26 protein-coding genes are annotated in these 22,184 nt (G+C 69.9%); 19 read left to right on the top strand and 7 right to left on the bottom strand.

What is annotated here, in order from left to right:
• The coding region (locus tag VGD44_RS10325) for an acetyl-CoA carboxylase biotin carboxyl carrier protein subunit (protein ID WP_331086643.1) at positions 1-120 on the top strand (120 nt) is incomplete at its 5' end.
• 22 nt (positions 121-142) lie between these two features.
• Positions 143-1,534, top strand: coding sequence for an FAD-binding oxidoreductase (locus VGD44_RS10330; protein ID WP_331086593.1), 1,392 nt, complete (start codon positions 143-145; stop codon positions 1,532-1,534).
• 23 nt (positions 1,535-1,557) lie between these two features.
• Here the strand turns inward: VGD44_RS10330 and VGD44_RS10335 are convergent, their stop codons facing one another.
• Together VGD44_RS10335 and VGD44_RS10340 are read right to left on the bottom strand one after the other, a co-directional pair.
• Positions 1,558-2,772 (bottom strand): CoA transferase, encoded by a 1,215-nt coding sequence (locus VGD44_RS10335; protein ID WP_331086595.1) that lies wholly within the window; start codon positions 2,770-2,772, stop codon positions 1,558-1,560.
• Positions 2,773-2,895: 123 nt separating this feature from the next.
• The gene (locus VGD44_RS10340) at positions 2,896-3,825 is read right to left on the bottom strand and encodes an aldo/keto reductase (protein ID WP_331086597.1); all 930 of its coding nucleotides are present in this window, start codon (positions 3,823-3,825) and stop codon (positions 2,896-2,898) included.
• Positions 3,826-4,028: 203 nt separating this feature from the next.
• Between VGD44_RS10340 and cpaB the strand changes: the two genes are divergently transcribed.
• From cpaB to VGD44_RS10370, 6 genes are read left to right on the top strand one after another with little or no spacing between them, the layout of a single operon-like run.
• On the top strand, positions 4,029-4,961 hold the full coding sequence (cpaB, locus tag VGD44_RS10345) for a Flp pilus assembly protein CpaB (RefSeq protein ID WP_331086599.1): 933 nt from the start codon (positions 4,029-4,031) through the stop codon (positions 4,959-4,961).
• Positions 4,962-4,966: 5 nt separating this feature from the next.
• Positions 4,967-6,316 carry a type II and III secretion system protein family protein gene (locus VGD44_RS10350; protein WP_331086601.1) on the top strand — a complete coding sequence of 450 codons (1,350 nt, stop codon included), beginning with the start codon at positions 4,967-4,969 and terminating at the stop codon, positions 6,314-6,316.
• Between the two features lie 8 nt (positions 6,317-6,324).
• A complete protein-coding gene (locus tag VGD44_RS10355) occupies positions 6,325-7,518 on the top strand; it encodes an AAA family ATPase (RefSeq protein ID WP_331086603.1) in 1,194 nt (397 codons plus the stop codon).
• On the top strand, positions 7,518-8,921 hold the full coding sequence (locus tag VGD44_RS10360; RefSeq protein ID WP_331086605.1) for a CpaF family protein: 1,404 nt from the start codon (positions 7,518-7,520) through the stop codon (positions 8,919-8,921). The genes VGD44_RS10355 and VGD44_RS10360 overlap by 1 nt, the downstream gene beginning before the upstream one ends.
• Before the next feature lie 2 nt (positions 8,922-8,923).
• The gene (locus VGD44_RS10365; protein ID WP_331086607.1) at positions 8,924-9,883 is read left to right on the top strand and encodes a type II secretion system F family protein; all 960 of its coding nucleotides are present in this window, start codon (positions 8,924-8,926) and stop codon (positions 9,881-9,883) included.
• Positions 9,884-9,887: 4 nt separating this feature from the next.
• The gene (locus tag VGD44_RS10370; protein WP_331086609.1) at positions 9,888-10,850 is read left to right on the top strand and encodes a type II secretion system F family protein; all 963 of its coding nucleotides are present in this window, start codon (positions 9,888-9,890) and stop codon (positions 10,848-10,850) included.
• A 36-nt stretch (positions 10,851-10,886) separates the two neighbouring features.
• Here the strand turns inward: VGD44_RS10370 and VGD44_RS10375 are convergent, their stop codons facing one another.
• Positions 10,887-11,960, bottom strand: coding sequence for a hypothetical protein (locus VGD44_RS10375; RefSeq protein ID WP_331086611.1), 1,074 nt, complete (start codon positions 11,958-11,960; stop codon positions 10,887-10,889).
• 137 nt (positions 11,961-12,097) lie between these two features.
• On the opposite strand from VGD44_RS10375, the gene VGD44_RS10380 reads away from it, so the two are divergent.
• From VGD44_RS10380 to VGD44_RS10390, 3 genes are read left to right on the top strand one after another with little or no spacing between them, the layout of a single operon-like run.
• The gene (locus VGD44_RS10380) at positions 12,098-13,384 is read left to right on the top strand and encodes a cytochrome P450 (protein WP_331086613.1); all 1,287 of its coding nucleotides are present in this window, start codon (positions 12,098-12,100) and stop codon (positions 13,382-13,384) included.
• Positions 13,384-14,412, top strand: coding sequence for a phosphotransferase family protein (locus VGD44_RS10385; protein WP_331086615.1), 1,029 nt, complete (start codon positions 13,384-13,386; stop codon positions 14,410-14,412). The genes VGD44_RS10380 and VGD44_RS10385 overlap by 1 nt, the downstream gene beginning before the upstream one ends.
• Positions 14,409-14,792: a hypothetical protein gene (locus tag VGD44_RS10390; RefSeq protein WP_331086617.1), complete on the top strand. Its 384-nt coding sequence runs from the start codon at positions 14,409-14,411 to the stop codon at positions 14,790-14,792. Before VGD44_RS10385 ends, VGD44_RS10390 begins: the two co-directional genes overlap by 4 nt.
• Here the strand turns inward: VGD44_RS10390 and VGD44_RS10395 are convergent.
• A complete protein-coding gene (locus VGD44_RS10395; RefSeq protein ID WP_331086619.1) occupies positions 14,789-15,688 on the bottom strand; it encodes a DsbA family protein in 900 nt (299 codons plus the stop codon). The genes VGD44_RS10390 and VGD44_RS10395 overlap by 4 nt on opposite strands.
• Before the next feature lie 111 nt (positions 15,689-15,799).
• Here VGD44_RS10395 and VGD44_RS10400 point away from each other — a divergent pair, with 111 nt between their 5' ends.
• Positions 15,800-15,970, top strand: coding sequence for a hypothetical protein (locus tag VGD44_RS10400; RefSeq protein ID WP_331086621.1), 171 nt, complete (start codon positions 15,800-15,802; stop codon positions 15,968-15,970).
• A 118-nt stretch (positions 15,971-16,088) separates the two neighbouring features.
• Here VGD44_RS10400 and VGD44_RS10405 read toward each other — a convergent pair whose 3' ends face one another.
• Positions 16,089-16,397, bottom strand: coding sequence for an NIPSNAP family protein (locus VGD44_RS10405; protein ID WP_331086623.1), 309 nt, complete (start codon positions 16,395-16,397; stop codon positions 16,089-16,091).
• A gap of 103 nt (positions 16,398-16,500) precedes the next feature.
• Between VGD44_RS10405 and VGD44_RS10410 the strand changes: the two genes are divergently transcribed.
• On the top strand, positions 16,501-17,199 hold the full coding sequence (locus tag VGD44_RS10410; RefSeq protein WP_331086625.1) for a winged helix-turn-helix domain-containing protein: 699 nt from the start codon (positions 16,501-16,503) through the stop codon (positions 17,197-17,199).
• Here the strand turns inward: VGD44_RS10410 and VGD44_RS10415 are convergent.
• The gene (locus tag VGD44_RS10415) at positions 17,196-17,594 is read right to left on the bottom strand and encodes a nuclear transport factor 2 family protein (protein WP_331086627.1); all 399 of its coding nucleotides are present in this window, start codon (positions 17,592-17,594) and stop codon (positions 17,196-17,198) included. The two genes, VGD44_RS10410 and VGD44_RS10415, sit on opposite strands and share 4 nt — an antisense overlap.
• A gap of 91 nt (positions 17,595-17,685) precedes the next feature.
• Between VGD44_RS10415 and VGD44_RS10420 the strand changes: the two genes are divergently transcribed.
• Genes VGD44_RS10420 through VGD44_RS10430 form a run of 3 tightly spaced genes read left to right on the top strand, consistent with a single transcriptional unit; the run spans position 17,686 to position 19,097 of the window.
• Positions 17,686-18,477 carry an AraC family transcriptional regulator gene (locus VGD44_RS10420; protein WP_331086629.1) on the top strand — a complete coding sequence of 264 codons (792 nt, stop codon included), beginning with the start codon at positions 17,686-17,688 and terminating at the stop codon, positions 18,475-18,477.
• A gap of 10 nt (positions 18,478-18,487) precedes the next feature.
• Positions 18,488-18,847: a hypothetical protein gene (locus tag VGD44_RS10425; RefSeq protein ID WP_331086631.1), complete on the top strand. Its 360-nt coding sequence runs from the start codon at positions 18,488-18,490 to the stop codon at positions 18,845-18,847.
• A gap of 49 nt (positions 18,848-18,896) precedes the next feature.
• Positions 18,897-19,097, top strand: coding sequence for a hypothetical protein (locus VGD44_RS10430; protein WP_331086633.1), 201 nt, complete (start codon positions 18,897-18,899; stop codon positions 19,095-19,097).
• A gap of 110 nt (positions 19,098-19,207) precedes the next feature.
• Here the strand turns inward: VGD44_RS10430 and VGD44_RS10435 are convergent, their stop codons facing one another.
• A complete protein-coding gene (locus VGD44_RS10435; RefSeq protein ID WP_331086635.1) occupies positions 19,208-19,633 on the bottom strand; it encodes a DUF1810 domain-containing protein in 426 nt (141 codons plus the stop codon).
• Positions 19,634-19,738: 105 nt separating this feature from the next.
• Here VGD44_RS10435 and VGD44_RS10440 point away from each other — a divergent pair, with 105 nt between their 5' ends.
• The 3 genes from VGD44_RS10440 to VGD44_RS10450 form a co-directional block, all read left to right on the top strand.
• Positions 19,739-20,143, top strand: a complete 405-nt coding sequence (locus VGD44_RS10440) for a Zn-ribbon domain-containing OB-fold protein (RefSeq protein WP_331086637.1) — start codon at positions 19,739-19,741, stop codon at positions 20,141-20,143.
• Between the two features lie 13 nt (positions 20,144-20,156).
• On the top strand, positions 20,157-21,299 hold the full coding sequence (locus VGD44_RS10445; RefSeq protein WP_331086639.1) for a thiolase C-terminal domain-containing protein: 1,143 nt from the start codon (positions 20,157-20,159) through the stop codon (positions 21,297-21,299).
• 194 nt (positions 21,300-21,493) lie between these two features.
• Positions 21,494-22,184, top strand: a 691-nt coding sequence (locus tag VGD44_RS10450; protein WP_331086641.1) for a TonB-dependent receptor plug domain-containing protein, incomplete at its 3' end; no start/stop codon positions are given.

The raw sequence follows: 22,184 nt of genomic DNA on the forward strand, positions 1-22,184 counted from the left end.
GCCATGAAGATGGAGCACGCGCTGACCGCGCCCTTCGACGGGACGGTCGAGGAGCTCTCTGCCGAGCTGGGCGCCCAGGTGAGCGAGGGAACGGTGCTGGCGCGGTTGGCGGCCGGGTAGGCCGCGCGTAAGCTTCCGGCCCATGTCCCAAGTCCTCGCCGCAGATCCCGTCGCCGACGCCCTGACCGAAGCGCTGCCTCAAGGAGCCGTCTTCACCGGCGAAGCCGCGCTCGAGAAGGCCCAGGGCGCGTGGATGCGCCTGGGCTCGCCGCGGGCGGTGGTCTATCCGGCGAACACGGAACAGGTCGCGGCGGTCCTCAGGATCGCGCACAGGCATGGCGCGCCGGTCACGCCATGGGGCGGTCGCACGGGCCTGGCCGGAGGCGCCAACGCCGACGGGGCCATCGCGCTGTCGCTCGATCGGATGAACAGGATCGAGGAGATCGACACCGCCTCGGCCACCATGACGGTCCAGGCCGGCTGCATTCTGCAGGTCGCCTGCGAGGCGGCCGAGGCCGAGGGCCTGCTGCTGCCGCTGGACCTGGGCGCCCGCGGCTCGGCCACCATCGGCGGCAACATCTCCACGAACGCCGGCGGCAACCGCGTGGTCCGCTACGGCATGATGCGCGACATGGTGCTGGGCCTGGAGGCGGTGCTGGCCGACGGCACGATCGTGTCGTCGATGAACCGGCTGATGAAGAACAACACCGGCTACGACCTGAAGCAGCTCTTCATCGGCTCGGAGGGCACCCTGGGCGTGGTGACCCGCGCGGTGCTCCGGCTCCGCAGCGCGCCCACCAGCCAGAACACGGCGTATGTCGCGACCGAGACGTTCGACCATATCCCGCAACTGCTGCGGGCCCTCGATCGGGGGCTGGGCGGCGGCCTGTCGGCCTTCGAGGTGATGTGGCCTGCCTTCTACGACCTGGTGACGACACCGCCGGCGCAAGGGACGCCGCCGCTGGCCCGCGGCTACCCGTACTACGTCCTCGTCGAGGCCCTGGGCGGCGACGAGGCGGCCGACGCCGAGCGCTTCGAACGCGTGCTGGGCCAGGCCCTCGAGGACGGACTCATCGTGGACGCGGTGATCGCCAAGTCGGGGGCCGAGCGCGCCCGCATGTGGGCGCTGCGCGACGACGTCGGCCAGGTGAATCGCAAGGGGCCCGCCTTCACCTTCGACGTCAGCCTCCGGATCAGTGACATGCCGGCCTACGTCGCCGAGGTCGACGCCGAGCTCCGCAAGCGCTGGCCCGATGCCGACAACTACGTGTTCGGCCACCTTGGCGACGGCAACCTGCATCTCCTGATCTGGACCGGCGTGCGCAATCCCGAGACGAAGCACGCGGTGGAAGACATCGTCTATGCGCCGCTGAAGGCGATCGGCGGGTCGGTGTCGGCCGAGCACGGGATCGGCCTGCACAAGAAGGCCTACCTTCCGCTCTCGCGGAACGCCGGCGAGATCGCGCTGATGAAGACCCTGAAGCAGGCCCTGGACCCCACGGGCATCCTGAATCCTGGCAAGATCCTCGACTGAGCGCCCTCACCCACTGGTCGGGCTCAGGCCTGGGCCACCACCTTCGCGTCGTGCAGCTTGGCGATCTCCGCGCTGGTCAGCCCCAGCACGTCGGCCAGCACCTCGTCGGTGTGCTGGCCCAGCTTCGGCGCCGGCGTGACCGGGCCGCGGGCGTCCTGCGGGATCGTACCCATCGCCCCGGGGGCGGGATAGGTGAGGCCGCTGGGGTGCTTCACCGCCTCGAACAGCGGGTTGTCCTTGAAGAGACGCGTGTCGCCGAGCGCCACGTCCAGGGTCTGGTAGCTGCCCCAGGTGACGCCGCCGGCATCGAAGGCGGGCGTGAGCTCGGCAGCGGTCTTGGCCGCGAACGCCCGCTCGAACAGCGGATAGAGCCGCGCGCGATGCGTGAACCGCAGGCCCTCGTCCTTGGCGAACGAGACACCCAGTTCGGCCTCGACAGCGGCGACGGCCGCGCCGATGCCCAACACGTCCAGCGCCTTCTCCCATTGCTTGGGCGTGATGCAGAGCAGCATCAGTTTCTGGCCGTCCTTGGTCGTGAAGTCGCGGCCGAAGGCGCCGAAGACGTCGTTGCCCATCCGCGGCCGCTGCCGGCCGGTCAGCATCGTCTCGGCGGTGAAGCCCAGGTTGGCCATCGTGGCTGCGCCGATGTCGGACAGCGGGGCGCGGATCTCGCGCCCGCCCATGCCCCGCATGCGGGCGAGCAACGCCGAGACCATGGCGAAGGCGCAGTAGGCGCCGGTCAGCAGGTCCCAGGCCGCCAGCACGTGGTTCACCGGGGCCTCGTCGCCCACTGGCCCGGTCATCAGCGGCAGGCCCAGCGCCGAGTTGATGGTGTAGTCCATGCCCTGCGAGCCATCGGCCCAGCCCATGACGCGGACGCAGATCAGATCGTCCCGCAACGCCTTTAGCTTGTCGTAGCCGAGGAAGCCTTCGACCGGGAAGTTGGTGACGAACAGGCCGCCGTCGTCGCCCGGCGCGGCGGCCAGGCGCTGGGCGATCTCGCGGCCTTCCGGGCGACCAAGGTCGAGGGCCACCGACTTCTTGGCCTTGTTCAGGCCCTCCCAGTAGAGGCTGGCGCCGTTGCCCGCGAGCGGCCAGCGGCGGAAGTCGGGTCCGCCGCCGATGTTGTCGAACCGGATCACCTCGGCGCCCATCTGGGCCAAGTAGAGCCCGCACGTCGGGGCCGCCACGAAGGCCGAGCCCTCGACCACGCGGAGGCCCTTCAGCAGTTCGTACATTTCAAACCCCGCTCAGTAAGAGGCGCTCCATCGCAGGCTGACGCTCCGTCGGCCAAGCCTTCCCTCTACATGTTCGCCATCCCGCGACTTGTTGGCGGGATAACGATGGGGGCATGCGGGAGGTCACCCCACCAACTTCCCCACCTCCTCGACCTCCTCGGGCGTCAGCCGCCACTCCGCGGTCGCAGCGTTGGTCTTCACCTGCTCAGGCGTGGTGGCCCCGGCGATCACCGAGCTCACCACCTCGTGGCCCAGGAGCCAGGCGAAGGCGAGGTCGAGGAGGGTGTGGCCACGCTCGGCCGCCCAGGCCTCCAGCGCCTCGAGCTTGTCGAAGTTGGCGTCGCTCATCGCGGCCTGGCCTCGAGCGCCCCAGGCCGCAAGCCGGGTGCCTTCGGGCGGAGCCTCGCCGCGCTTGTACTTGCCCGAGAGCAGGCCCGAGGCCAGCGGGAAGAACGGCAGGAAGCCCAGGCCGAAGTGCTCGCATGCCGGCAGCACCTCCTTCTCCACCGCCCGTTCCAGCAGCGAGTACTGGTTCTGCGCCGACACGAACCGTGTCTGGCCCGCGGCGGTCCAGTCGGCGTCGGCGATCTGCCAGCCCGTGTAGTTGGAGTTGCCGAGGTAGCGGACCTTGCCCTGCGACACGAGGTCATCCAGGGCCCGCAGCGTCTCGTCGACCGGGGTGTCCGCGTCGGGCGAATGGTGCTGGTAGAGGTCGATGTAGTCGGTGCTCAGGCGGCGCAGGCTGTCCTCGACGGCCTGCATGATCCACTTGCGCGAGCCCCCGCGCTTCTTCGGGTCCTGGCCGATCTGCATGCCGAACTTGGTGGCCAGCACGATCTCGTGCCGCCGCTTGCCCAGCGCCTTGCCGAGGAACTCCTCCGACTTGGTCCCACCGTAGATGTCGGCGGTGTCGAAGAGGGTGATCCCGGCGTCGATCGCGGCGTCCACGACCGCCTGCGTCTGGTCGGCGTCGATCCGCATGCCGAAGTTGTTGCAGCCCAGGCCCACGACGCTGACCTTGAGGCCTGAGTTTCCCAGTCTTCTGACTTTCATGGCCGGCGAACCCTCATCGCCTTGCTCCCGTCCCGATTTTTCGAAGATCCCGAGCCTAGGGCCAGGGGCGGCCGCGACGCCAGCGCATAGCGTCGCTTCTTCATCAACCTTACCCCGATCTTCACCCTGTTTCTTGGCGATCTCGCAAGAGGGCCGTCGTTAACGTCGCGACATAACAAGAGAACTATTGGCGGGATCAGCGCATGCGCGTCGTAACCATAGTGAGTCTCGCGGCCTCGGCCGTGCTGGGCGTGGGGGCCCTCGTGGTCGCCAAGGTCATGTTGCCCAACGTGGCGGAAGCCAAGGGTCAGCTGCTGGCGCAGACGCAGGGCGAGCCCCTCGTCATCGCCACGCGCGCCATCAAGTATGGCGAGAAGCTGCAGCCCACGATGCTGACAGTCATCAAGGCGCCCAAGGATGTCATCCCGGAAGGCGCCTTCACCACGGTGGCCGCGGTCCTGGCCGCCGACCGCGGCGGCGCGCCGGTGGCGCTGACGCCGATGGCGGCGCGCGAGCCGCTGCTGCCCACAAAGATCTCCGGCCCGGGCTCGCGCCCGATCGTCTCGGCCGACATCCGCGAGGGCATGCGCGCCTACACGCTGAAAGTCGACGACGCCTCGGGCGTCGGCGGCCATGCGCTGCCGGGCGACCACGTCGACGTGGTGCTGCTGCGCGACCTGACGCCCAGCGGCTCCGAGCGCAACTACATCTCCTACGTCGTGGTCCAGAACGCCCGCGTCCTGGGCGTGGACCTGAACGCCGACCCGACCTCGGACAAGCCGGCCAGCCCCAACACCGCCACCATTGAAGTGACGGTCGAGGACTCGCAGAAGCTGTCGGTCGCGGCGACTCTGGGCAGCCTGTCGCTGGCGCTGCGCCGCAACGGCAACGCTGAGATCGCCGCCGCCCGGCCACTGCGCACCGCCGACTTCCTGGTGGGCGGCCCCCCGCGTCCGACCGGCCCGGTCCGCGCCTCGGTCTCGCGCTACAGCGGCCCGCCGCGGCCCTTCTCGGCCATCATCATCATCGAAGGCGAGCGGTCCAAGGGCCGCGCAGGCCGCTCACGGCCGGTGGCCGCGGCGCCTGCGGCCCCGGCCGTCGCCGCCGCCCCCGTCAAGCCGACCGCGGCGAGCTGATCCCCATGAAAGCCGCACTCCCCATGTCCCGAACCCTGTTCGGCGCGCTGCTCGGCCTGACCCTGGCCACCAGCGCCCTCACCCCGGCCACGCAGGCCGCCGCCCAGACGATGGTCAGCGAGCCCGTGATGCGGCGCACGATCCACGTGCCGCGTGACAAGTCGCTGCAGTTCCGGCTTCCCGGCCCGGCGTCGAAGATCGTCATCGCCCAGCCCGAGATCGCCACCGTCACCGGCACCTCGGAATCGACGTTCTACGTCCAGGGCATCGAATTCGGCTCGACCAACATGCTGGTCTACGGCCGCGGCGGGAGCCTGGTCGAGGTGATCGACATCCGCGTAGGCTACGACGCCGAGGGCCTGCAGACCGACCTCGCAGCCGCCTATCCGGGTGAACGTATCCAGGTGCGGAACCTGGGCGAGATGCTGATGCTCGCCGGCGACGTCTCCACCTCGGGGATCCAGGCCGGCGCCGAGCGCCTCGCCGACAAGTACGCCCCCGAGGCCGTGCTCTCGCGCCTGAACGTCAAGAACTCGCAGCAGGTCATCCTCGAGGTCCGCATCCTCGAGGTCACCCGCTCGGCGCTGAAGGACATCGGTGTCGACCTGTCGGTCTTCAACGACTCGTTCGGCGTGTTCACCGGTACGGGTCTGATCGGCTCGATCACCCCGCCGCACGGCGTCATCGCCACCAGCGGCGGCTGGAACGCCGCCAACATCGAGACCACGCTGCAGGCGCTGGAGGACAAGGGCGTCGTCCGCGCGCTGGCGAAGCCCAACATCGTGGCGATCTCGGGCGAGCGGGCCACCTTCCTCGCGGGCGGCGAATTCCCGTTCCCCGTGCCGCAGGGCCTGGACCAGATCACCATCCAGTTCCGGCCCTACGGCGTGCGGCTCAACTTCCTGCCGACCGTCAAGGAGAACGGCTGGATCCGCATGGCGGTCGAGCCGGAAGTCAGCGAGCTCGACCCGGCCAACTCCCTCGTGCTGCGTGACATCACGGTGCCGGGTCTGACCGTGCGCCGCGCCTCGACCACCCTGGACCTGCGTCCCGGCGACACCTTCGCCATGGCGGGCATGTACCAGAAGAACCACCGCAACCAGGTCCAGCAGACGCCGGGCCTCGGCAATATCCCGGTGCTGGGCGCCCTGTTCCGCTCGGCGCAGTGGCGGAAGTCCGAGACCGAGCTCGTGATCCTGGTGACGCCGCGTCTGGCCACGCCCGAAGACCGCGCCGTCACGCCGATCGAGTCGCTGCCGGGCAAGGCGGCCTCGGAGAAGGACCTCTTCCTCCGCGGCAAGATCGAATCGCGTCCCAAGGCCAAGGACGCCGGCGCGCCGCCGGCGGCCGAGTAACCCGCACCATGCCGCGTCCCAAGTCTTCGCCGCTCGACGTCTCGATCGAGGGCCGCCGCGTACTGGCGCTTGGCGCGGGCCTTGGCGCGTTCTCGCAGGGGCCGCTCGCCGGCGCCGTGCTGGAACCGGGCTCGGCGACCCAGCTCGAGAGCCTGTCGCCCGGCGCCTACGACCTGGTGCTGATCGACGCCGACGCCTGGGACGCCCCGGCGCTGGCTGCGGCGGTAAAGGCGCTGTCTTCCATGCGCCATGCGCCGCCGCTCCTGATGCTGGGCGAGAACCTCCCGGCCGGCCTGGTCCGCAACGTGCTCCGCCTCGAGGCCGCCGACATCCTGGAGGCGCCGTTCACCCCCGAGCAGCTGTCGACCGCGATGCTGGCGCTGCTGGCCGAGGCGCAGCCAACGGTCGCGCCGACCAGCTCCGGCGGCGAGTCCCGCTGCTGGGGCGTCACCGGCGCCGTGGGCGGCGCAGGCGCGACGACCATCGCCATCGAGGTCGCCTCGGTGCTCGCGGCCCAGTCGGGCAAGGACCGGGCGGTCTGCCTCATCGATCTGAACCTCGCCGACGGCGCCATGGCCGCCTACCTGGGCTGCACGCCGACCACGCGCCTCGCCGACTTCGGCCAGGCTGCCGACCGCATCGACGCCTCGATGATGCACGCGCTCGTCACCCCGGTGTCGAAGGGCCTGGACCTGATCGCCAGCGTGCGTGACGCCACGGCCTTCGACACCGTGGGCCGCGACGCGGTCCTGCGCATGCTCGAGGTCGCGTGCGAATGCTACGAGTGGGTGATCCTCGACATCCCGCGTCATCGCCGTCCCTGGACGCTGGACGCGCTGTCGGGCTGCGACGAGGTGATGGTCATCTCCGAGCTCACCGTGCCGGCCCTGCTGGCGGCGCGCGCCTATTCCGACGAGATCGAAGACGGCCTGGGCACGGGCCTGCGCCCCCGCATCGTGCTGAACCGTCTGGCCAGCCGCATGTTCGGCCCCGCGCCGTCCATGACCGAGGCCGAGAAGGCCCTGCAGCGCAAGGCCGAGGCCGGCATCAGCTCGGACTGGGAGGCGGCCGCCGCCTCCGCCAACCTGGGCGGCCCGATCTCGCAGCACCGTCCCAAGTCCAAGATCGTCAAAGACGTTCAGACCCTGGTCGAGCGGCTGGCCTCGCAGCCCGCTCGCCGTGATCCAGCAAAGGCCGCCTGATGGGTCGTTTCAGCCTCGCTCGCCCGCAGCCCGCGCCCCAGCCGCAACCCGCGGTGGCGCCGACGCCCGCTCCTGCGGCCGCCGCGCCCAAGGCCGAGGCGAAATCCGAACCCAAGGCGAAGGCGCCGCCGCGCGACGCCAACCTCGACCTGCGTCTGCGCCTGCACGCCAAGCTGATCGACGAGCTCGACCTCGCAAAGCTGGACAAGCTCGAGGAGTCCGAGCTGCGCCGCCAGGTGCTGGGACAGGTGGCCGAGTTCGCCCGCGCCGAGCGCATGGTGATCAACGCCAAGGAACTCGAGACCCTTGGAGCCTCGATCTTCGACGAGATGGTGGGCCTGGGTCCCATCGAGCCGCTGCTCAAGGACGACGCGATCAACGACATCCTGATCAACGGCCCGTTCCAGGTGTATGTGGAGCGCCGCGGCGAGCTCGAGCTCACGCCCATCCGCTTCCGCGACAACGACCACCTGCTGCGCATCGTCAACCGCATCGTCGCCGGCGTCGGCCGCCGGATCGACGAGAGCCAGCCGATGGTGGACGCCCGCCTGCAGGACGGCAGCCGCGTGAACGCCGCGATCCCGCCGATCGCCATCGACGGCTGCTCAGTCTCGATCCGGAAGTTCTCCAAGAAGCCGCTCACGCTCGAGAAGCTGGTCGAGTTCGGGGCCATGACCCAGTCGATGGCCGACTTCCTGTACGGCGCCGTGCGTGCGCGTGTGTCGACCGTGATCTCGGGCGGCACCGGCTCGGGCAAGACGACGCTCCTGAACGCTCTCTCGTCCGCCATCAGCCACGGCGAACGCCTCATCACCATCGAGGACGCGGCCGAACTGCAGCTGCAGCAGCCGCACGTGGTGCGCATGGAGACGCGCCCGCCGAACATCGAGGGCAAGGGCGAGATCCGTCAGCGGGAGCTGGTGAAGAACGCCCTGCGGATGCGTCCCGACCGGGTGATCCTGGGCGAAGTCCGTTCCGAAGAAGCCTTCGACATGCTGCAGGCGATGAACACGGGCCACGAAGGCTCGATGGCCACGATCCACGCGAACAATCCGCGCGAGGCCGTCAGCCGCCTGGAGCAGATGGTGGCCATGGGCGGCCTCAACATCGGCCCCGAGGCCGTGCGCTACCAGATCGCCAGCGCCGTCGGGATGGTCGTGCAGGTGAACCGCCTGTCGGACGGCAAGCGCAAGGTCACCCACGTCAGCGAGATCGTGGGCATGGAAGGCAACGTCGTGCAGATGCAGGACATCTTCCTGTTCAACCGCACCCACACCGACGCCGACGGCACGGTCCATGGCGATCACCGCGCCACGGGCCTGCGCCCCCGTTGCCTCGACGAGATGCTGCGCCGCGGCATTCCGTACGACACCGCCAACTTCGATCCGTCCCGGGCGCTCTAGCCATGGAAATCGACGCCAAGTTCATCGTCATGCTCATGATCGGCGCCGCGGTCTTCGCCGGCGTCCAGGGCCTGTCGGGCCTGTTCACGGTCGCCACCCAGAAGCAGCAGGTGAACCGCCGGCTGAAGGTGGGCGAGAAGATCGAGGGCATCTCGGCCCTGGTCATCGAGCTGCGCAAGCAGCGCGGCCTCACCGCCGCGGGCGCCCGCTCGGACCGGCTGCGCTGGCTCTCGAACCTGATCGTGGCCTCCGGCCTGCCGTACGACCAGAGGAAGTGGATCACCTACGCCGTCGGCGCGGCCATGGTCCTCGGGATCGGCGCGGGCATCATGCTGCGCTCGCCGATCGCGGCCGTAGCCGGCGCGCTGGCGGGCGGTGTCCTGCTGCCGCTGGGCTTCCTCAAGTACATGGCCAACAAGCGCAATGGCGCGCTGGGCTACCAGCTGCCGCAGGCGTTGGACATCATCGTGCGCTCGCTCGAGGCCGGCCACCCGGTTCCGGCGGCCGTCGCCCTGGTGGGCCGCGAGATGAGCGATCCCATCGGCACCGAGTTCGGCATGGCGGCCGACGAGATCGCCTACGGCGCCACGCTGGAGCAGGCGGTGGAGCGCATGGCCGAGCGCTGCCAACACGCCGACGTCGACCTCTTCGCCGCCACGGTTCGCCTGCAGGAGAAGACCGGCGGCAACCTGACCGGCCTCCTGAAACTGAACGCCAACACGGTTCGCGACCGCCACAAGATGCGCCTGAAGATCAAGGCCGCGTCGTCGGAAGGCCGCGCCTCGGCGATGATCCTGACCGCGGCGCCGTTCATCGCCCTGGGCATCATCGTGATGATCGCCCCGAACTTCTACGGCGACGTGATCAACGAACCGATGGTGAAGTACGGCCTGGCCGGCCTCGGCTTCTGGGTGTTCCTCGGCAACCTGATCATGCGCCGCATGATCGACATGCGGCTGTAGTCCGATGCCTATCGACACGATCATCTACATGGCGGGCCTGGTGCTGACGGTGGGCGCCCTCGGCGGCCTCGGCTGGCTGGGCTTCGGCGAACTCCGGGTGCGCGCGATGCGCCGCAGCCGACTGGCCAGCGCGGGCGCAGGCGGCGGTTCTCCCGATCTCGTCGAGAAGCGGCCCGGCGTGCTGGCCGGCCAGGCGCTGGCCGCCGTGCGGCGCCTGGGCCAGCAGAGCGCCGTGCGCGACCCGGCCAAGGTCTCGCTCCTTCGCTCGCGGCTGATGCAGGCCGGCTTCTACAATCGCGAGGCGCCCGTCATCTTCCTGGGCATCAAGGCCGCGGCCGTCGCCGTCGCCACGGTCGCGGTCCTGCTGACCCTGCCCACGGTCATCGGCCAGAAGGGCGGCAACTTCATCGCGCTCGCGATCGCCGTCGCGGTGTCGGTGGCTGCGCTCTACGGCCCCGAGTTCGTGCTCAAGCAGCGCAAAACCACCCGCGAGCGCGAGTATGCCGACGGCTTCCCGGACCTGCTCGACCTGCTGGTCGCTTCGGTGGAGGCCGGCCTGTCGCTGGACGCCGCGGTCAGCCGCGTGACCGAGGAGCTCGAGCGCCGCTACCCGAACCTCACCGTGCACCTGCGCTTCCTGGTGCTCGAACTGCGCGCCGGCCGCGCCCGCAAGGACGCCTGGTCCGCCTTTGCCGACCGCCTCGGCATCGACGACGCCCGCGCGCTGGCCACCATGCTGCGGCAGGCGGAAGAGATGGGCACCAGCCTGGGCGAGACCCTGTCCGTGTTCTCATCCGACATGCGCGCCAAGCGCATGCTGCGCGCCGAGGAGAAGGCGCTCAGCCTGTCGGCCAAGCTGACCGTGCCGCTGATCCTGTTCATCTTCCCGTCGCTGCTGGGCGCCCTGATGCTCCCGGCCGCCGTGCGCCTGGTGAAGGTGTTCTCCTCCGGGGCGATGGGCGGCTAGAGGACCTGCCTCTTCCGCGACGCGGGAGAGGGCAGGTTACACGCCAAGCGGCCGGTACGGTCCCAGTATCAGCTGCTCGAACACGCCGACCCCCTGCTGGTCGGCCTGGCCCGGCACGGACAGCGTGCACTTGCTGATCGCCTGGATGTGCAGGTTGCCCATGTCGGTCTTGTCGAAATTCGCGCAGTCAAGGTCCTCGCGCGCCACGCTGAGCTCACCCTTGAAGCCGCCGTGGCGCCATTCGCCGCCGTAGCCGATCCCGCGCATCAGGAACGTGCCCACCGGCTCCAGCGTCACCGTCGCCGCTCCCTGCTCCATCGGGATGGTCAGCACGCCGGACTTCGCGTGCCTGGTCCCCGGGATCAGCTCGGTGGCCATGGTCGCAGATTCGGTGTGGTAGCCGCCCTCGGGTCCCGCGCCGTCCGGCAGGATCACCGCCCGGGTGTTCCAGGGCTTGCCATCGGCGTCGGCGTTGACGTGGAAGAACACCGAGCGGTCCTGGAAGTTGATCGGCGACCACTGCCAGAAGAACTGCGGCAGGCCCGCGCCGGGCACGGGCTGCGGGTCAGGCGCGCCCACCGGCCGGATGCCCCACGAGCGGTCACGCGTGCCGACCCAGCCCGCGACCTCGATCCGTTCGCCGTCCACCTCCAGCCAGCCCGAGGCCCGGACGTTCTGGGTGAGGCGGGTGTAGTCCATGAACACGCGCGGGCCGTTGCGGCGCACGAACCGCGGCTCCTCGATGGGGAACGAGCGGCCCTCGAAGGTGACCTCGCCGGCGATGCCCTCGGTCCCGGCCACGGTCACCCGAAGCACCTTCAGCGGCTCGACGACATCGATGGCGATCGGCCCGACCCGGATGTCCATGCGCTCCATCCCCAGCACACGGCTGGCGTGCAGGCAGCGCTCTTTGCCGTCCTTGACGATGGCGATGTGGGCGTCGGCCACGTTCAGCGCGGGATAGACCCCGAACGCCACGGCGACGAATGCCGAGCCGTCCTGGGCGTAGGCGTTGAAGAAGTAGCGGTCGTAGAAATTCCGGTCCGTGCCCGCATAGGCGATCGGCTCCGGCGTCTGGTGGATCGGATAGTCGTCGCCCTTGGTCAGCACGCTGAACTCTCCCGGCCGGTTGACGCGCGGTCATGCTTGCGGGCCGCAGCGCACAGGTGTCTCCTCCGCCCACGATAAGGACAAACGGGAGGCGTCGTCCTGCGTGACCTCGCGTCACTCGGGCGGCGATTTTGCGAATGAGCGTAATGACCGCCGCCGACCATCGCATTCCGCAGGAGCACGCCAACAACCTGGCCGACCCGGCGGCTTATGCCGACCGGCGCATCCACGACACCTATCGCTGGCTGCGCAGGAACGAGCCGTTCGGGGTGGCCGACATCGAGGGCGTCGACCCTTTCTGGGTGGCGACGAAGCACGCCGACATCCTGGAGATCAGCCGCCAGAACGACCTGTTCCACAACGGCGACCGCAATCCCGTGCTGACCAGCCAGGTGGCGGACAAGAAGGTGCGTGAAATGATGGGCGGCAGCCCGCACCTCCTGCGCACCCTCATCCACATGGATGCGCCCGACCACCTGAAGTACCGGGCGCTGACCCAGGCCTGGTTCATGCCGCAGAACCTCAAGAAGCTGGAGGACCGCATCCGGGTGATCGCCAGGAGCGCGGTCGAGCGGATGGCGGCCAAGGGCGGCGAGTGCGACTTCGTGAACGAGGTCGCCCTGCACTACCCGCTGCACGTGATCATGGAGATCCTGGGCGTCCCCGAGACCGACGAACCCAGGATGCTCAAGCTCACCCAGGAGCTGTTCGGCGCCACCGACCCCGAGCTCAGCCGCCAGGCCGACAAGCCGCCGGAAGAGCGCCAGATCGACTTCAGCGTCATCACCGACTTCTTCGAGTACTTCCGCAGGCTGTCGGAGGCGCGCCGGCAGAACCCCACCGAGGACCTCGCCAGCGTGATCGCCAACAGCAAGATCGACGGCAATCCGATCTCGGACTTCGAGGCGATGAGCTACTACATCATCGTCGCCACAGCGGGACACGACACGACCAGCTCGTCGACCGCCGGCGCGCTGTGGGCGCTGGCCGAGAACCCCGCCGAGTTCAAGAAGGTGAAAGCCGACCTGTCGCTGTGCGCGGCCCTGGTGGACGAAAGCATCCGCTGGACCACTCCGGTGAAGACCTTCATGCGCACCGCCACCGCCGACACCGAGGTGCGCGGCCGCGCGGTGAAGCAGGGCGACTGGCTGATGCTCTGCTACGCCTCCGGCAACCGCGACGAGGAGGTCTTCGAGGCCCCCGACATCTTCCAGGTCGACCGCAAGCCCAACAAGCACCTGGCGTTCGGCTACGGCGCCCACCTATGCCTGGGCCAGCACCTGGCGAAGATGGAGATGCGGATCCTCTGGGAAGAGCTGCTCCCGCGCCTCGAGTCCGTCGAGATCAACGGTGAGCCGGCCATGAGCCAGGCCTTCTTCGTGAACGGCCCCAAGCGCCTGCCGATCCGCTTCAAGATGGCCTGATGGGCCACCCGCTGGAGCCGCGGCTGGCGGCCTACATCGCCGGGAAGCTGCCGGACGCGACAGGCGTCGCCGTCAGCGCGCTCGAGCGCATCTCCGGCGGGGCCAGCCGTGAGACCTATCGCTTCCTGCTGTCCTGGACCGAGGGCGGCGCCGAACGCCGGCGCAAGATGATCCTGCGCCGCGACCCGCCGGCCAGCCTGATCGACACCGAGCGGCGCATCGAGTTCGAAGCCTACCGCGCCTTCCGCAGCTCGGCCGTGCCCGTGCCGGAAATGCTGTGGCTGGAAGAGGCGGACGAAGCGCTCGACCACCCATTCTTCATCGCCGAGGAGCTCTGTGGCTTCCAGGCCTCGCCGCAGATGCTGCTGTCGGGCGCCTTCGACGCCGTGCTGCCCAAGGTGGCCGAGCGGAAGTGGACGATCCTGGGCGAGATCGCCAAGGCCGATCCTGAAACCGTCGGCTTGACGCGATGGATGGAGGCGCCCGCCCTCGACGCCTGTTGGAAGCGCGAGCTCGACCACTGGGAAGGCCTGATCGACAAGGACCAGGCCGAGCCCCTGCCGGTGACCCGCGCCGCCATCCGCTGGCTGCGCGCCAACCCGCCGCCGCCCGCGCAACAGCTCGCCGTCGTCCACGGCGACTTCCGGACCGGCAACTTCCTCTACGACGACGCCGGCGAGATCCACGGCGTTCTGGACTGGGAGATGGCCCACCTGGGCGACCCGCTGGAGGACCTCGGGTGGTCGCTGCAGCCCATCTGGACCTTCGGCCGCGCGGGGAAGGCCGGCGGCCTCGTGAGCCCCGACGAGGCGGTAGCGATCTGGGAGCGCTCCTCGGGCCTGAAGGCCGATCCGGCGGCGCTCCACTGGTGGATCCTCTTCAACTGCGTGAAGGGCCAGGGGATCTGGGTGGGCTCGGCCGCCGCCTTCAACCGCGGCGGCAACCGGGCGCCGATCATGATCTATCCCGCCTGGTGGCTCATCAACGCCCAGGACCGCGCCATGCTGCAGGTGATGGGCAAGCTATGAACCCACCGGTCCCCGCCGTCCTGGCCGAGCTCGCCGGCCTGATGATCCGCAACGCCATGCCGGGCGTCGCCGAGGCCGAACGCGCCAGCGACCTCGGCCTCTCCGCCGCCCTGCTGGGTGTGGCCGCCGAGATCTGGGACCGCCAGGCCCACATCCTGGTCGAGGAGAACCGGGCCGTTCGAGCACTGCTGGGCGAGGTCGGCGGCGACGGCGACCTGCATATCTCCGCGCTCCAGGCCGAGAACGATCGGCTGCGGGCCGCGCTGATCCAGGCCCATGCCGCCGCCGAAGCCGCGGGCGACAAGGCTCGGCAGGCGGCCATCTGGACGGAACTGGTGGCCGCGACCGAACGCCGGCGGCTCTCGACGGCGCCGGTCTAGGCGTCCACCGCCTCGACCAGCCCGCGCGCCTTCGCCTCGGCGGCGGTGAAGTAGACGATCCCTTCACCCCACTCGTGCGCCACCACGCCTGCGGGCGGCTTCGCGCCCTCGCCGCAGAGGAACGACAGCTCCTTGTCGGTCAGCACGCCCCAGCGGGCGAAGGCCTCGGCCGGCGTCGGATCGGACCGCGCATCGGCCGTGATCCCCGGCGCCGCGGCCTCCAGCGCCGCCTCGTAGTCCTCGTAAGGCACCCAGCCCGCCGCCGTGTGCTCGCCGCCTGGGCCGCGGAATATCACCGTCGGCAGCGCATAGCGGTCATGTCCCTCGGAGTGCTTCACTTCGCCGTTCATCGGGCTGTCGTGCTTCAGGTTACGCACATAGTCGTTGGGCTCGCGGGTCTCCTGCCAATCTGCGCGGTAGGCGGCGGCCACCTCGGGCAAGTCGTAATCGGCGCGCCACTTGCCGACGTCCAGGCCCGGCACGGCGGCCGCGGCGGCGGCGAACTCGTCGGGGGTCTGCGGTCCGATCCCGAACACGAAGATCTGCTCGCGGAACCGCCGCAGCACCGCGTCGGCCACGTCCTGTCCCTGCCGTTCGGCCGCCTTCACCGCCTGGCCCAGCGGGTCGGTGGAGCGCAGCATCAGGTGCATCGGGTTCGGGAACGGCATGCCGGTCAGATGCCAGACGCGCTTCCAGTACGCCCGCATCGGCTCGGCCGCGCGAACACGGTCCCAGTCCGGCTTGCCCGTGGAGGCGTCGCCGACGAGCCCGCCCATCACCTTGCGCCACGCCAGATGATGCCCGTGCCGCCAGGCCAGCCGCCGCAGCAGCGGCTCGGCGCCCCAGGCCGTCGAGCAGACGGCGTCGGTGTATTCCACGACCTCGACCCGTTCCATGGCGTTCCTCCGTGATCGCGGGAAACAACCTCGGCCAAATCTGCGCCCACGTAAATCGCGCGGAAACCACGGTGCGCCCAGGATAAGGGGCAACAAGGGTGGGGTTGGGTCATGGCGGCGACGAAGCCGAAACCCGTCGATGCGCTGAGCGTCGAGGACAAGCTGATGGACGGTCACTACGACCGCGTGCTGGCCGATTTCGAGGCCCAGCTCGAAGAAGCCGCCGCCACCCTCCGCCGCGCCTACGAAGCGATGAAGGCCGAGAACACGCTGCGGTCCTAGCCGCGCTTCGGCGCCATCCATTCAACCGCGGAAAGCGCGGAAGAGCGCGGAAGGATTCCTCCGCGCTCGGTGCTCGATTCCGCGCTCTTCCGCGTCTTCCGCGGTTAGATGACGACGCCTACGGCGTCACCGGCGTCAGCCAGGTGCGCTCCTCCGAGAGGATGAACCGCTTCTCCTGCGCCATGGCGAAATTGGCCGCGCCGTCCGGGTCCGTCCTGAGCCGCGCGCGATAGGCCTCGTAGGAGGCCAGGCTCTCGAACGAGATCATCGCGAGGGCGACGTTGTTCGTCCCCTCGTGCGGCAGGAAGTAGCCTAGCAGGTCCCCGCCGCAGGCCGGGATGATGCTGAGCCAGTTCTTCGCGTAGGCCTCGAACTCGGCCTTCTGGAAGGGATCGATGACGTAGCGGATGCAGCAGGTGACGGTCATGGGAAGGCTCCGTTCGCGAGGCCCCTCACCTAGCCGCCGCGCCGCCCGGCATGTTTCGACCGCGCCCGAAGCATCCGTGCGCGCGGGACGCTATGGTGGGCGCATGAAGCTCGGCCCCGACATCACCCGCATCGCCGCCCTGCTGGGCGACCCGGCGCGGGCCAACATGCTCTCGGCCCTCATGGGCGGTCAGGCCTGGACGGCCGGCGAGCTGGCCCGCGAGGCCGGCGTGACCCCGCAGACCGCGAGCTCGCATCTCGCCCAGCTCGAGGCCGGCGGCCTGATCCGCCGTCGCTGCGAAGGCCGCCACAACTATTTCGCGCTGGCCGGGGCCGATGTGGCCGAGGTGATGGAACAGCTCGCCCTGCTGGCCGGCCGCGCCGGCCACATGCGCACGCGGCCAGGGCCGAAGGACCCCGCCATGCGCCGCGCGCGGGTCTGCTACAACCATCTGGCCGGCGACGCCGGGGTGGCGATGCTGGACGCCCTGATCGCCCAGGGCCGGATCGCGGACCGCGAGGGCTCGCTCGTGATCACCGACGCCGGCCGCGCTTTCGCCCGCGACTTTGGCGTCTGTCTCGAGACCGCCGGCCGCCGGCCGCTGTGCAAGGCCTGCCTGGACTGGAGCGTACGCCGCAGCCATCTGGCCGGCGCCTTCGGCATCGGCCTTTTGGACCGCATCTATGCCCTGGGCTGGGCGCGCCGCCTGGAGGGGACCCGCATCGTCGCCTTCAGTGCGCCAGGCCAGCACGCCTTCGAGCAGACCTTCGGCCGGATCGGCGGCGAGGCGGCCGCCGCTTAGAGCGGCTTGTCGCCCACCAGCCGATCGATCAGCGCCGGGTCCTCGTCATAGATCGTGCAGGTGCGCATCAGCCCGCCCCTCACCGTGTAGACCAGCACGCGCGTGACCTCGACGGCGTCCGGCCCCATCGCCTCGCGCACCACCAGCGCGCCAAGGTTCGGCCCTGCCATGACGTCGGTCACCGCCTTCAGCCTGCGCCCCGTGCGCCGCGTGAACTCGGCGAGCGCCGCCAGCGCCCGCGGCTTGCCTTCGTGCCGGCCGGCGAGGCCATGTTGTCCGAGGTAGGTGAAGACGATGTCGTCGGCGTATAGCGCGGACAGGGTCGGAAGGTCGCCCTTCAGCCACGCGGCGGCGTAGCGTTCGAGCGTGAGGCGGGTATCGTCCTGCGACGGCATGGGAGGCGCTCCTGCGAAGGCCGGGATCGGTATCAGGGCGAGGGCGGCCAGCGCCCGCCGGCTCAAGTTGCGAAGGCTTGGGGCGGCAGTCATGGCGCGCAGCATGACCGCCGACGCCGCCGCGCGCTTTCAGGAAGCGGCTGCGCCGCTGCCGGCCGAGGCGCGGCTGTGGGCCTGGGGCGCGCGGGTGCTCTACGTCGGCCCGGCCCTGAACCTCACGGCCCACCGCAACGCCGTGGCCGTGCTGGCCATGGGCCTCGACGGCGCGTTCGAGGTCGCCGACGCGCCCGGCGATCCGGCGAGCGCATGGCGTAGCCGCCGCACCCTGCTGATCGCCCCCGACGCCCTGCATCATCTACGTTCGGACACGGGACGGATGGCGTTCCTCTACGTCGACCCGCTCAGCCGCGACCTGGCGGAGCTCAACGCCGGCGCCGAGACCGGGGCGGTCGCCGCGGCGATCAAGGCCCTGGCCGACGGCGCGCGCGACTGGGCTGACGTGCGGCGCGAGCTCACCCTGCGCCTCGGCGTGGACGACACGAAGGCGGACCCGCGCATCCGTTCGGCCCTCGACGCCCTGCACGCCGACCCGTCGGCCCGCCTCGCGCTCGGCGACCTCGCCCGGCAGGCGGGCCTGTCCGGCTCGCGCTTCCGCCGCCTGTTCCGCGCCGCCACCGGCGTCACCGTGCGTCGCTACCGCCTGTGGATCGCCATGGGCGCCGCCACCCGCGCCTTCGCCCGCGGCGAGAGCCTGACCACGGCGGCGCTGGACGCCGGCTTCTCGTCCTCGGCCCACTTCAGCGCCGCGTTCCGCGAGATGTTCGGGCTGGAGCCGTCGCGGCTCGCGCGCGGGCGCCTGTCGCTCGACGTCGCCGAAGGCTAATGATCCGGCCATGCGCCCTCTCTTGATCGCCGCCGCGATTGTCCTCCTCGCCGCCCCCGCCGCGCTGGCCCAGGCTCCCGCCGCCACGACGCCTGCCGTGGCTGCGACGCCCGAGCGCGTCGACGCCATGCAGGAGTGGGACTGCAAAACCGGCCGCTACCGCATCACCCGCAGGGTCTTCCGCACGGCGGACGGGGCTTATGTGCGGACCGACGTGCGCCCCGGCGCCTGGATCGACGTGGAAGAGGAGAACGTGGCCGGCGCCGAGCTGCTCAAGCAGGTCTGCGGCGCGCGTCCGGCCCGAGCGGCCGCGCGCCCGCCGGCCGCACGCCCGTCCGGGCCGCAGGTGATCACGTTGCCGCAAAATTAAATAAGCTTCACTACGACGTCCGCTAGCTATGCGGATACGTACCCCCTTTATGAGCCATGCCTCGCGCCGGTCCCGGGCTGCAGCCCAACCCGCCCTCAGCCTCCCGCGCTGGGCGTTCGTCGCGTGGCTCGTGCGCCGCGCCCAGCTTCGCGCCGGCCCGCGTCCCCAGATCGTCCTCGCCCCCGAGCCGGACATCGAGGCCACCCGCCGCGCCCGCCTGCTGCGCGAGGTGGTGCCGCAGGACGCCTAGAGCGCAGTCAGCGAAGGTGGAATCACCTTCGCGCCACTGACTGCGCTCCAGGTCTAGGTCTGGAGCGCTGTCCGGGCGGCGAACCGGTATCCACTTCGCCTGACAGCGCGCTAGAGTCGCAGCAGCGTCTCCGGGTCGCCCTCCCCGCCGTAATACTTCGCCAGCGCCGCCTTGAAGTCGGCGTTGTCCGGGGTCGCCTCGGCGAACAGGGTCAGGCACGAGCGGAATTTCATGTCGTCGGGGCTGCCCAGGATCTCGCGCGCCGTCCGCCCCGCGTGCCCGTTCATCGCCGCCACGCACTCGCGCAGCCGCGGCCCCAGCACCGGATGCGCCAAGTAGGCGCGCGCCTCGTGCACCGACGTTATCGCGTAGCGCTGCGCCATCGGGCTGAAGCCCAGGCCGGCGATCTGCGGGAAGACGAACCACATCCAGTGGCTCTGCTTGCGGCCGGCGCGCAGCTCGGCCAGCGCGCGGGCGTAGGTTCCGCCCGCGTCCTGGGCGTCCACATATCTCGCGAGGTCATGCGGATCGGCCATCGGCCGCATCCTGCACGTGACAACCGCGCCCGTCTCGTCTTTGCTGCGGCGCCCGCTATTTCGCGGACGAGAACACACCGAAATTTCGAAGGGACGGATTTCAGAATGCCGCCACGCATGTTGCCGGAGCCGACGCCGGAGACCCGCCATTTCTGGGACGGCTGCAAGGAGGGCGAGTTGCGCCTCCAGCGCTGCACGTCCTGCCAGGACAGCTACTTCCCGCCGCGCCCGTTCTGCCCGAAGTGCGGGAACCGCGAGGTCGAGGTCTACAGGGCCAGCGGCAAGGCGGTGCTGTGGTCCTACGTCATCAACCACCGGCCGCGCCCCGACATGGGGACCGAGCCCTACGCCATCGCCGTGGTGAAGCTCGACGAGGGCCCGACCATGATGACGAACATCGTCGACTGCCCGCAGACGCCCGAGGCGCTCAAGCTCGACATGCCACTCCAGGTCTCGTTCGCCAGGCAGAACGACGACATCAGCCTGCCCCTCTTTGCGCCGGCCAAGTAGGAGCAAGCCGCACATGAAGCCGAAATCCGTCGCGGTCGTCGGGGCCGCGGAAACCACCAAGATGGGCGTCATTCCGGACATGTCGGTGATCGGCCTGCATGCCGACGCCGCCCTGAACGCCATGGCCGATTGCGGCCTGAAGCCGTCCGACATCGACGGCGTCGCCACCGCCGGCGTCAGCCCCACCGAGCTCGCCTGGTACCTGGGCATCAAGCCGACCTACGCCGACGGCACCAGCGTGGGCGGCTGCTCGTTCATGTTGCACGTGCGCCATGCGGCCGCGGCCATCAATGAGGGGCTCTGCAAGACCGTTCTGATCACGCACGGCGAGTCCGGCAAGAGCCGGGTGGGCGGCGGCCGCTTCGGCGGCTCGCCCTCCAGCCTGAACGGCCAGTTCGAAATGCCCTACGGCCCGGTGGGCCCGCCCAGCATGTTCACCGTGCCGGTGCTCCGCTACCTGAAGACTTACGGCCTGACCGAGGAAGACCTCGCCTGGCCGGCGGTGATCCAGCGCGAATGGGCGGCGAAGAACCCGCGCGCCACCTTCAGGGACCCGATCAGCGTCGACGACGTCCTGAACTCGCGGATGATCGCCTGGCCGTTCCGGATCCTGATGTGCTGCCTCGTCACGGACGGCGGCGGCGCTCTGATCCTGACGTCGGCCGACCGGGCGAAGGACTTCCCGACCAAGCCGGTCTACGTGCTGGGCACGGGCGAGAGCGTGGAGACGCCGCTGGTCAGCCAGATGTACGACGCCACCTCGTCCACCGCCTTCAGGATCTCGGGCAAGAAGGCGTTCGACGAGGCGGGCATCAAGCACGCCGACGTCGACCACCTGATGATCTACGACGCCTTCGCCCACCTGCCGCTCTACGGCCTGGAGGACCTGGGCTTCTGCAAGCCGGGCGAGGCGGCCGCCTTCATCAAGGAGCGCAACACCGCCATCGGCGGCAAGCTGCCGCTCAACACCAACGGCGGCGGCCTCTCGTACATGCACTCCGGCATGTACGGCATGTACGCGCTGCAGGAGAGCGTGCGGCAGATGCGCGGCGTGGCGCCCGCCCAGGTGCCGGGCGCCAAGATCAGCGTGTGCCAGGGCGTCGGCGGCATGTTCGGCGCCGCCGGCACGGTCATCTTCTCGAACGAAGCGCCGTAAGGCGACGTCGATCCCCCTTCTCCTCACCCGCAGGAGGAGGGGGAATCGCGCCTGTGGCCGGCGCGTCACAGACCTTCCACACGACGCCAATATGGAATGATCTTTCCAACTTTCCTTGGAATTGATATGGACCTGTCATGTAAACGATAACATAGGGGCCTAAGCGGGCCCCACCATTAGAGGGGCCCCCGAGAATGAGAGCTGCACTGCTATCGGCCGTCGCCGTATCCGTCCTGACGTTCGCGGCGTCCGCCCATGCCGCCGACGCCGCAGACGACGCAAGCACCGTCGAGGAACTGGTCGTCACCGGCCGCGCCGGCTCCGAAGGCCAGAAGAAGATCGAGGCGTCCTACGCCATCACGGTCGTCAACGAAGAGAAGCTCCGCATGCAGTCCCCGCCCAGCGTGGCGGAGGTGCTGAAGAACGTGCCCGGCCTGTGGGTCGAAGCCTCGGGCGGCGTCGGCGGCGCCAACATCCGCGCCCGCGGCATCCCGATCGAGGGCTTCGCCGCCATCGCCCTACAGGAAGACGGCCTGCCGGTGCAGCACGACGGCGGCCTGGGCTTCCTCAACACCGACTTCTCGTTCCGCATGGACGAGACCGTGAGCCGCGTGGAAGTGGTCCGCGGCGGCCCCTCCTCGATCTTCGCCAGCTATGCGCCCGGCGGCACGATCAACTTCATCACCCGCAAGGCGACCCAGCCCTTCGAGGGCCTGGCCAAGGCCGAGATCGGCGACTGGGGCTACTGGCGCGGCGACGCCTGGGTCGGCGGCGTGGTGAACGGCTTCCGCGTTGGCCTCGGCGGTTACTACCGCCAGGACGACGGCGTGCGCGACCCCGGCTTCGACGCCAACAAGGGCGGCCAGGTGCGCTTCCAGGTCGGCC

Origin of the sequence: Phenylobacterium sp. (assembly GCF_036402295.1) — a bacterium.
GTDB lineage: Bacteria > Pseudomonadota > Alphaproteobacteria > Caulobacterales > Caulobacteraceae > Phenylobacterium.

Excerpts from the sequence above, each read along its gene's own strand:
- VGD44_RS10330 (WP_331086593.1), top strand. The coding sequence starts at position 143 with ATGTCCCAAGTCCTCGCCGCAGATCCCGTCGCCGACGCCCTGACCGAA.
- VGD44_RS10335 (WP_331086595.1), bottom strand. The coding sequence starts at position 2,772 with ATGTACGAACTGCTGAAGGGCCTCCGCGTGGTCGAGGGCTCGGCCTTC.
- VGD44_RS10340 (WP_331086597.1), bottom strand. The coding sequence starts at position 3,825 with ATGAAAGTCAGAAGACTGGGAAACTCAGGCCTCAAGGTCAGCGTCGTG.
- cpaB (WP_331086599.1), top strand. The coding sequence starts at position 4,029 with ATGCGCGTCGTAACCATAGTGAGTCTCGCGGCCTCGGCCGTGCTGGGC.
- VGD44_RS10350 (WP_331086601.1), top strand. The coding sequence starts at position 4,967 with ATGAAAGCCGCACTCCCCATGTCCCGAACCCTGTTCGGCGCGCTGCTC.
- VGD44_RS10355 (WP_331086603.1), top strand. The coding sequence starts at position 6,325 with ATGCCGCGTCCCAAGTCTTCGCCGCTCGACGTCTCGATCGAGGGCCGC.
- VGD44_RS10360 (WP_331086605.1), top strand. The coding sequence starts at position 7,518 with ATGGGTCGTTTCAGCCTCGCTCGCCCGCAGCCCGCGCCCCAGCCGCAA.
- VGD44_RS10365 (WP_331086607.1), top strand. The coding sequence starts at position 8,924 with ATGGAAATCGACGCCAAGTTCATCGTCATGCTCATGATCGGCGCCGCG.
- VGD44_RS10370 (WP_331086609.1), top strand. The coding sequence starts at position 9,888 with ATGCCTATCGACACGATCATCTACATGGCGGGCCTGGTGCTGACGGTG.
- VGD44_RS10380 (WP_331086613.1), top strand. The coding sequence starts at position 12,098 with ATGAGCGTAATGACCGCCGCCGACCATCGCATTCCGCAGGAGCACGCC.
- VGD44_RS10385 (WP_331086615.1), top strand. The coding sequence starts at position 13,384 with ATGGGCCACCCGCTGGAGCCGCGGCTGGCGGCCTACATCGCCGGGAAG.
- VGD44_RS10390 (WP_331086617.1), top strand. The coding sequence starts at position 14,409 with ATGAACCCACCGGTCCCCGCCGTCCTGGCCGAGCTCGCCGGCCTGATG.
- VGD44_RS10395 (WP_331086619.1), bottom strand. The coding sequence starts at position 15,688 with ATGGAACGGGTCGAGGTCGTGGAATACACCGACGCCGTCTGCTCGACG.
- VGD44_RS10400 (WP_331086621.1), top strand. The coding sequence starts at position 15,800 with ATGGCGGCGACGAAGCCGAAACCCGTCGATGCGCTGAGCGTCGAGGAC.
- VGD44_RS10405 (WP_331086623.1), bottom strand. The coding sequence starts at position 16,397 with ATGACCGTCACCTGCTGCATCCGCTACGTCATCGATCCCTTCCAGAAG.
- VGD44_RS10410 (WP_331086625.1), top strand. The coding sequence starts at position 16,501 with ATGAAGCTCGGCCCCGACATCACCCGCATCGCCGCCCTGCTGGGCGAC.
- VGD44_RS10415 (WP_331086627.1), bottom strand. The coding sequence starts at position 17,594 with ATGCCGTCGCAGGACGATACCCGCCTCACGCTCGAACGCTACGCCGCC.
- VGD44_RS10420 (WP_331086629.1), top strand. The coding sequence starts at position 17,686 with ATGGCGCGCAGCATGACCGCCGACGCCGCCGCGCGCTTTCAGGAAGCG.
- VGD44_RS10425 (WP_331086631.1), top strand. The coding sequence starts at position 18,488 with ATGCGCCCTCTCTTGATCGCCGCCGCGATTGTCCTCCTCGCCGCCCCC.
- VGD44_RS10430 (WP_331086633.1), top strand. The coding sequence starts at position 18,897 with ATGAGCCATGCCTCGCGCCGGTCCCGGGCTGCAGCCCAACCCGCCCTC.
- VGD44_RS10435 (WP_331086635.1), bottom strand. The coding sequence starts at position 19,633 with ATGGCCGATCCGCATGACCTCGCGAGATATGTGGACGCCCAGGACGCG.
- VGD44_RS10440 (WP_331086637.1), top strand. The coding sequence starts at position 19,739 with ATGCCGCCACGCATGTTGCCGGAGCCGACGCCGGAGACCCGCCATTTC.
- VGD44_RS10445 (WP_331086639.1), top strand. The coding sequence starts at position 20,157 with ATGAAGCCGAAATCCGTCGCGGTCGTCGGGGCCGCGGAAACCACCAAG.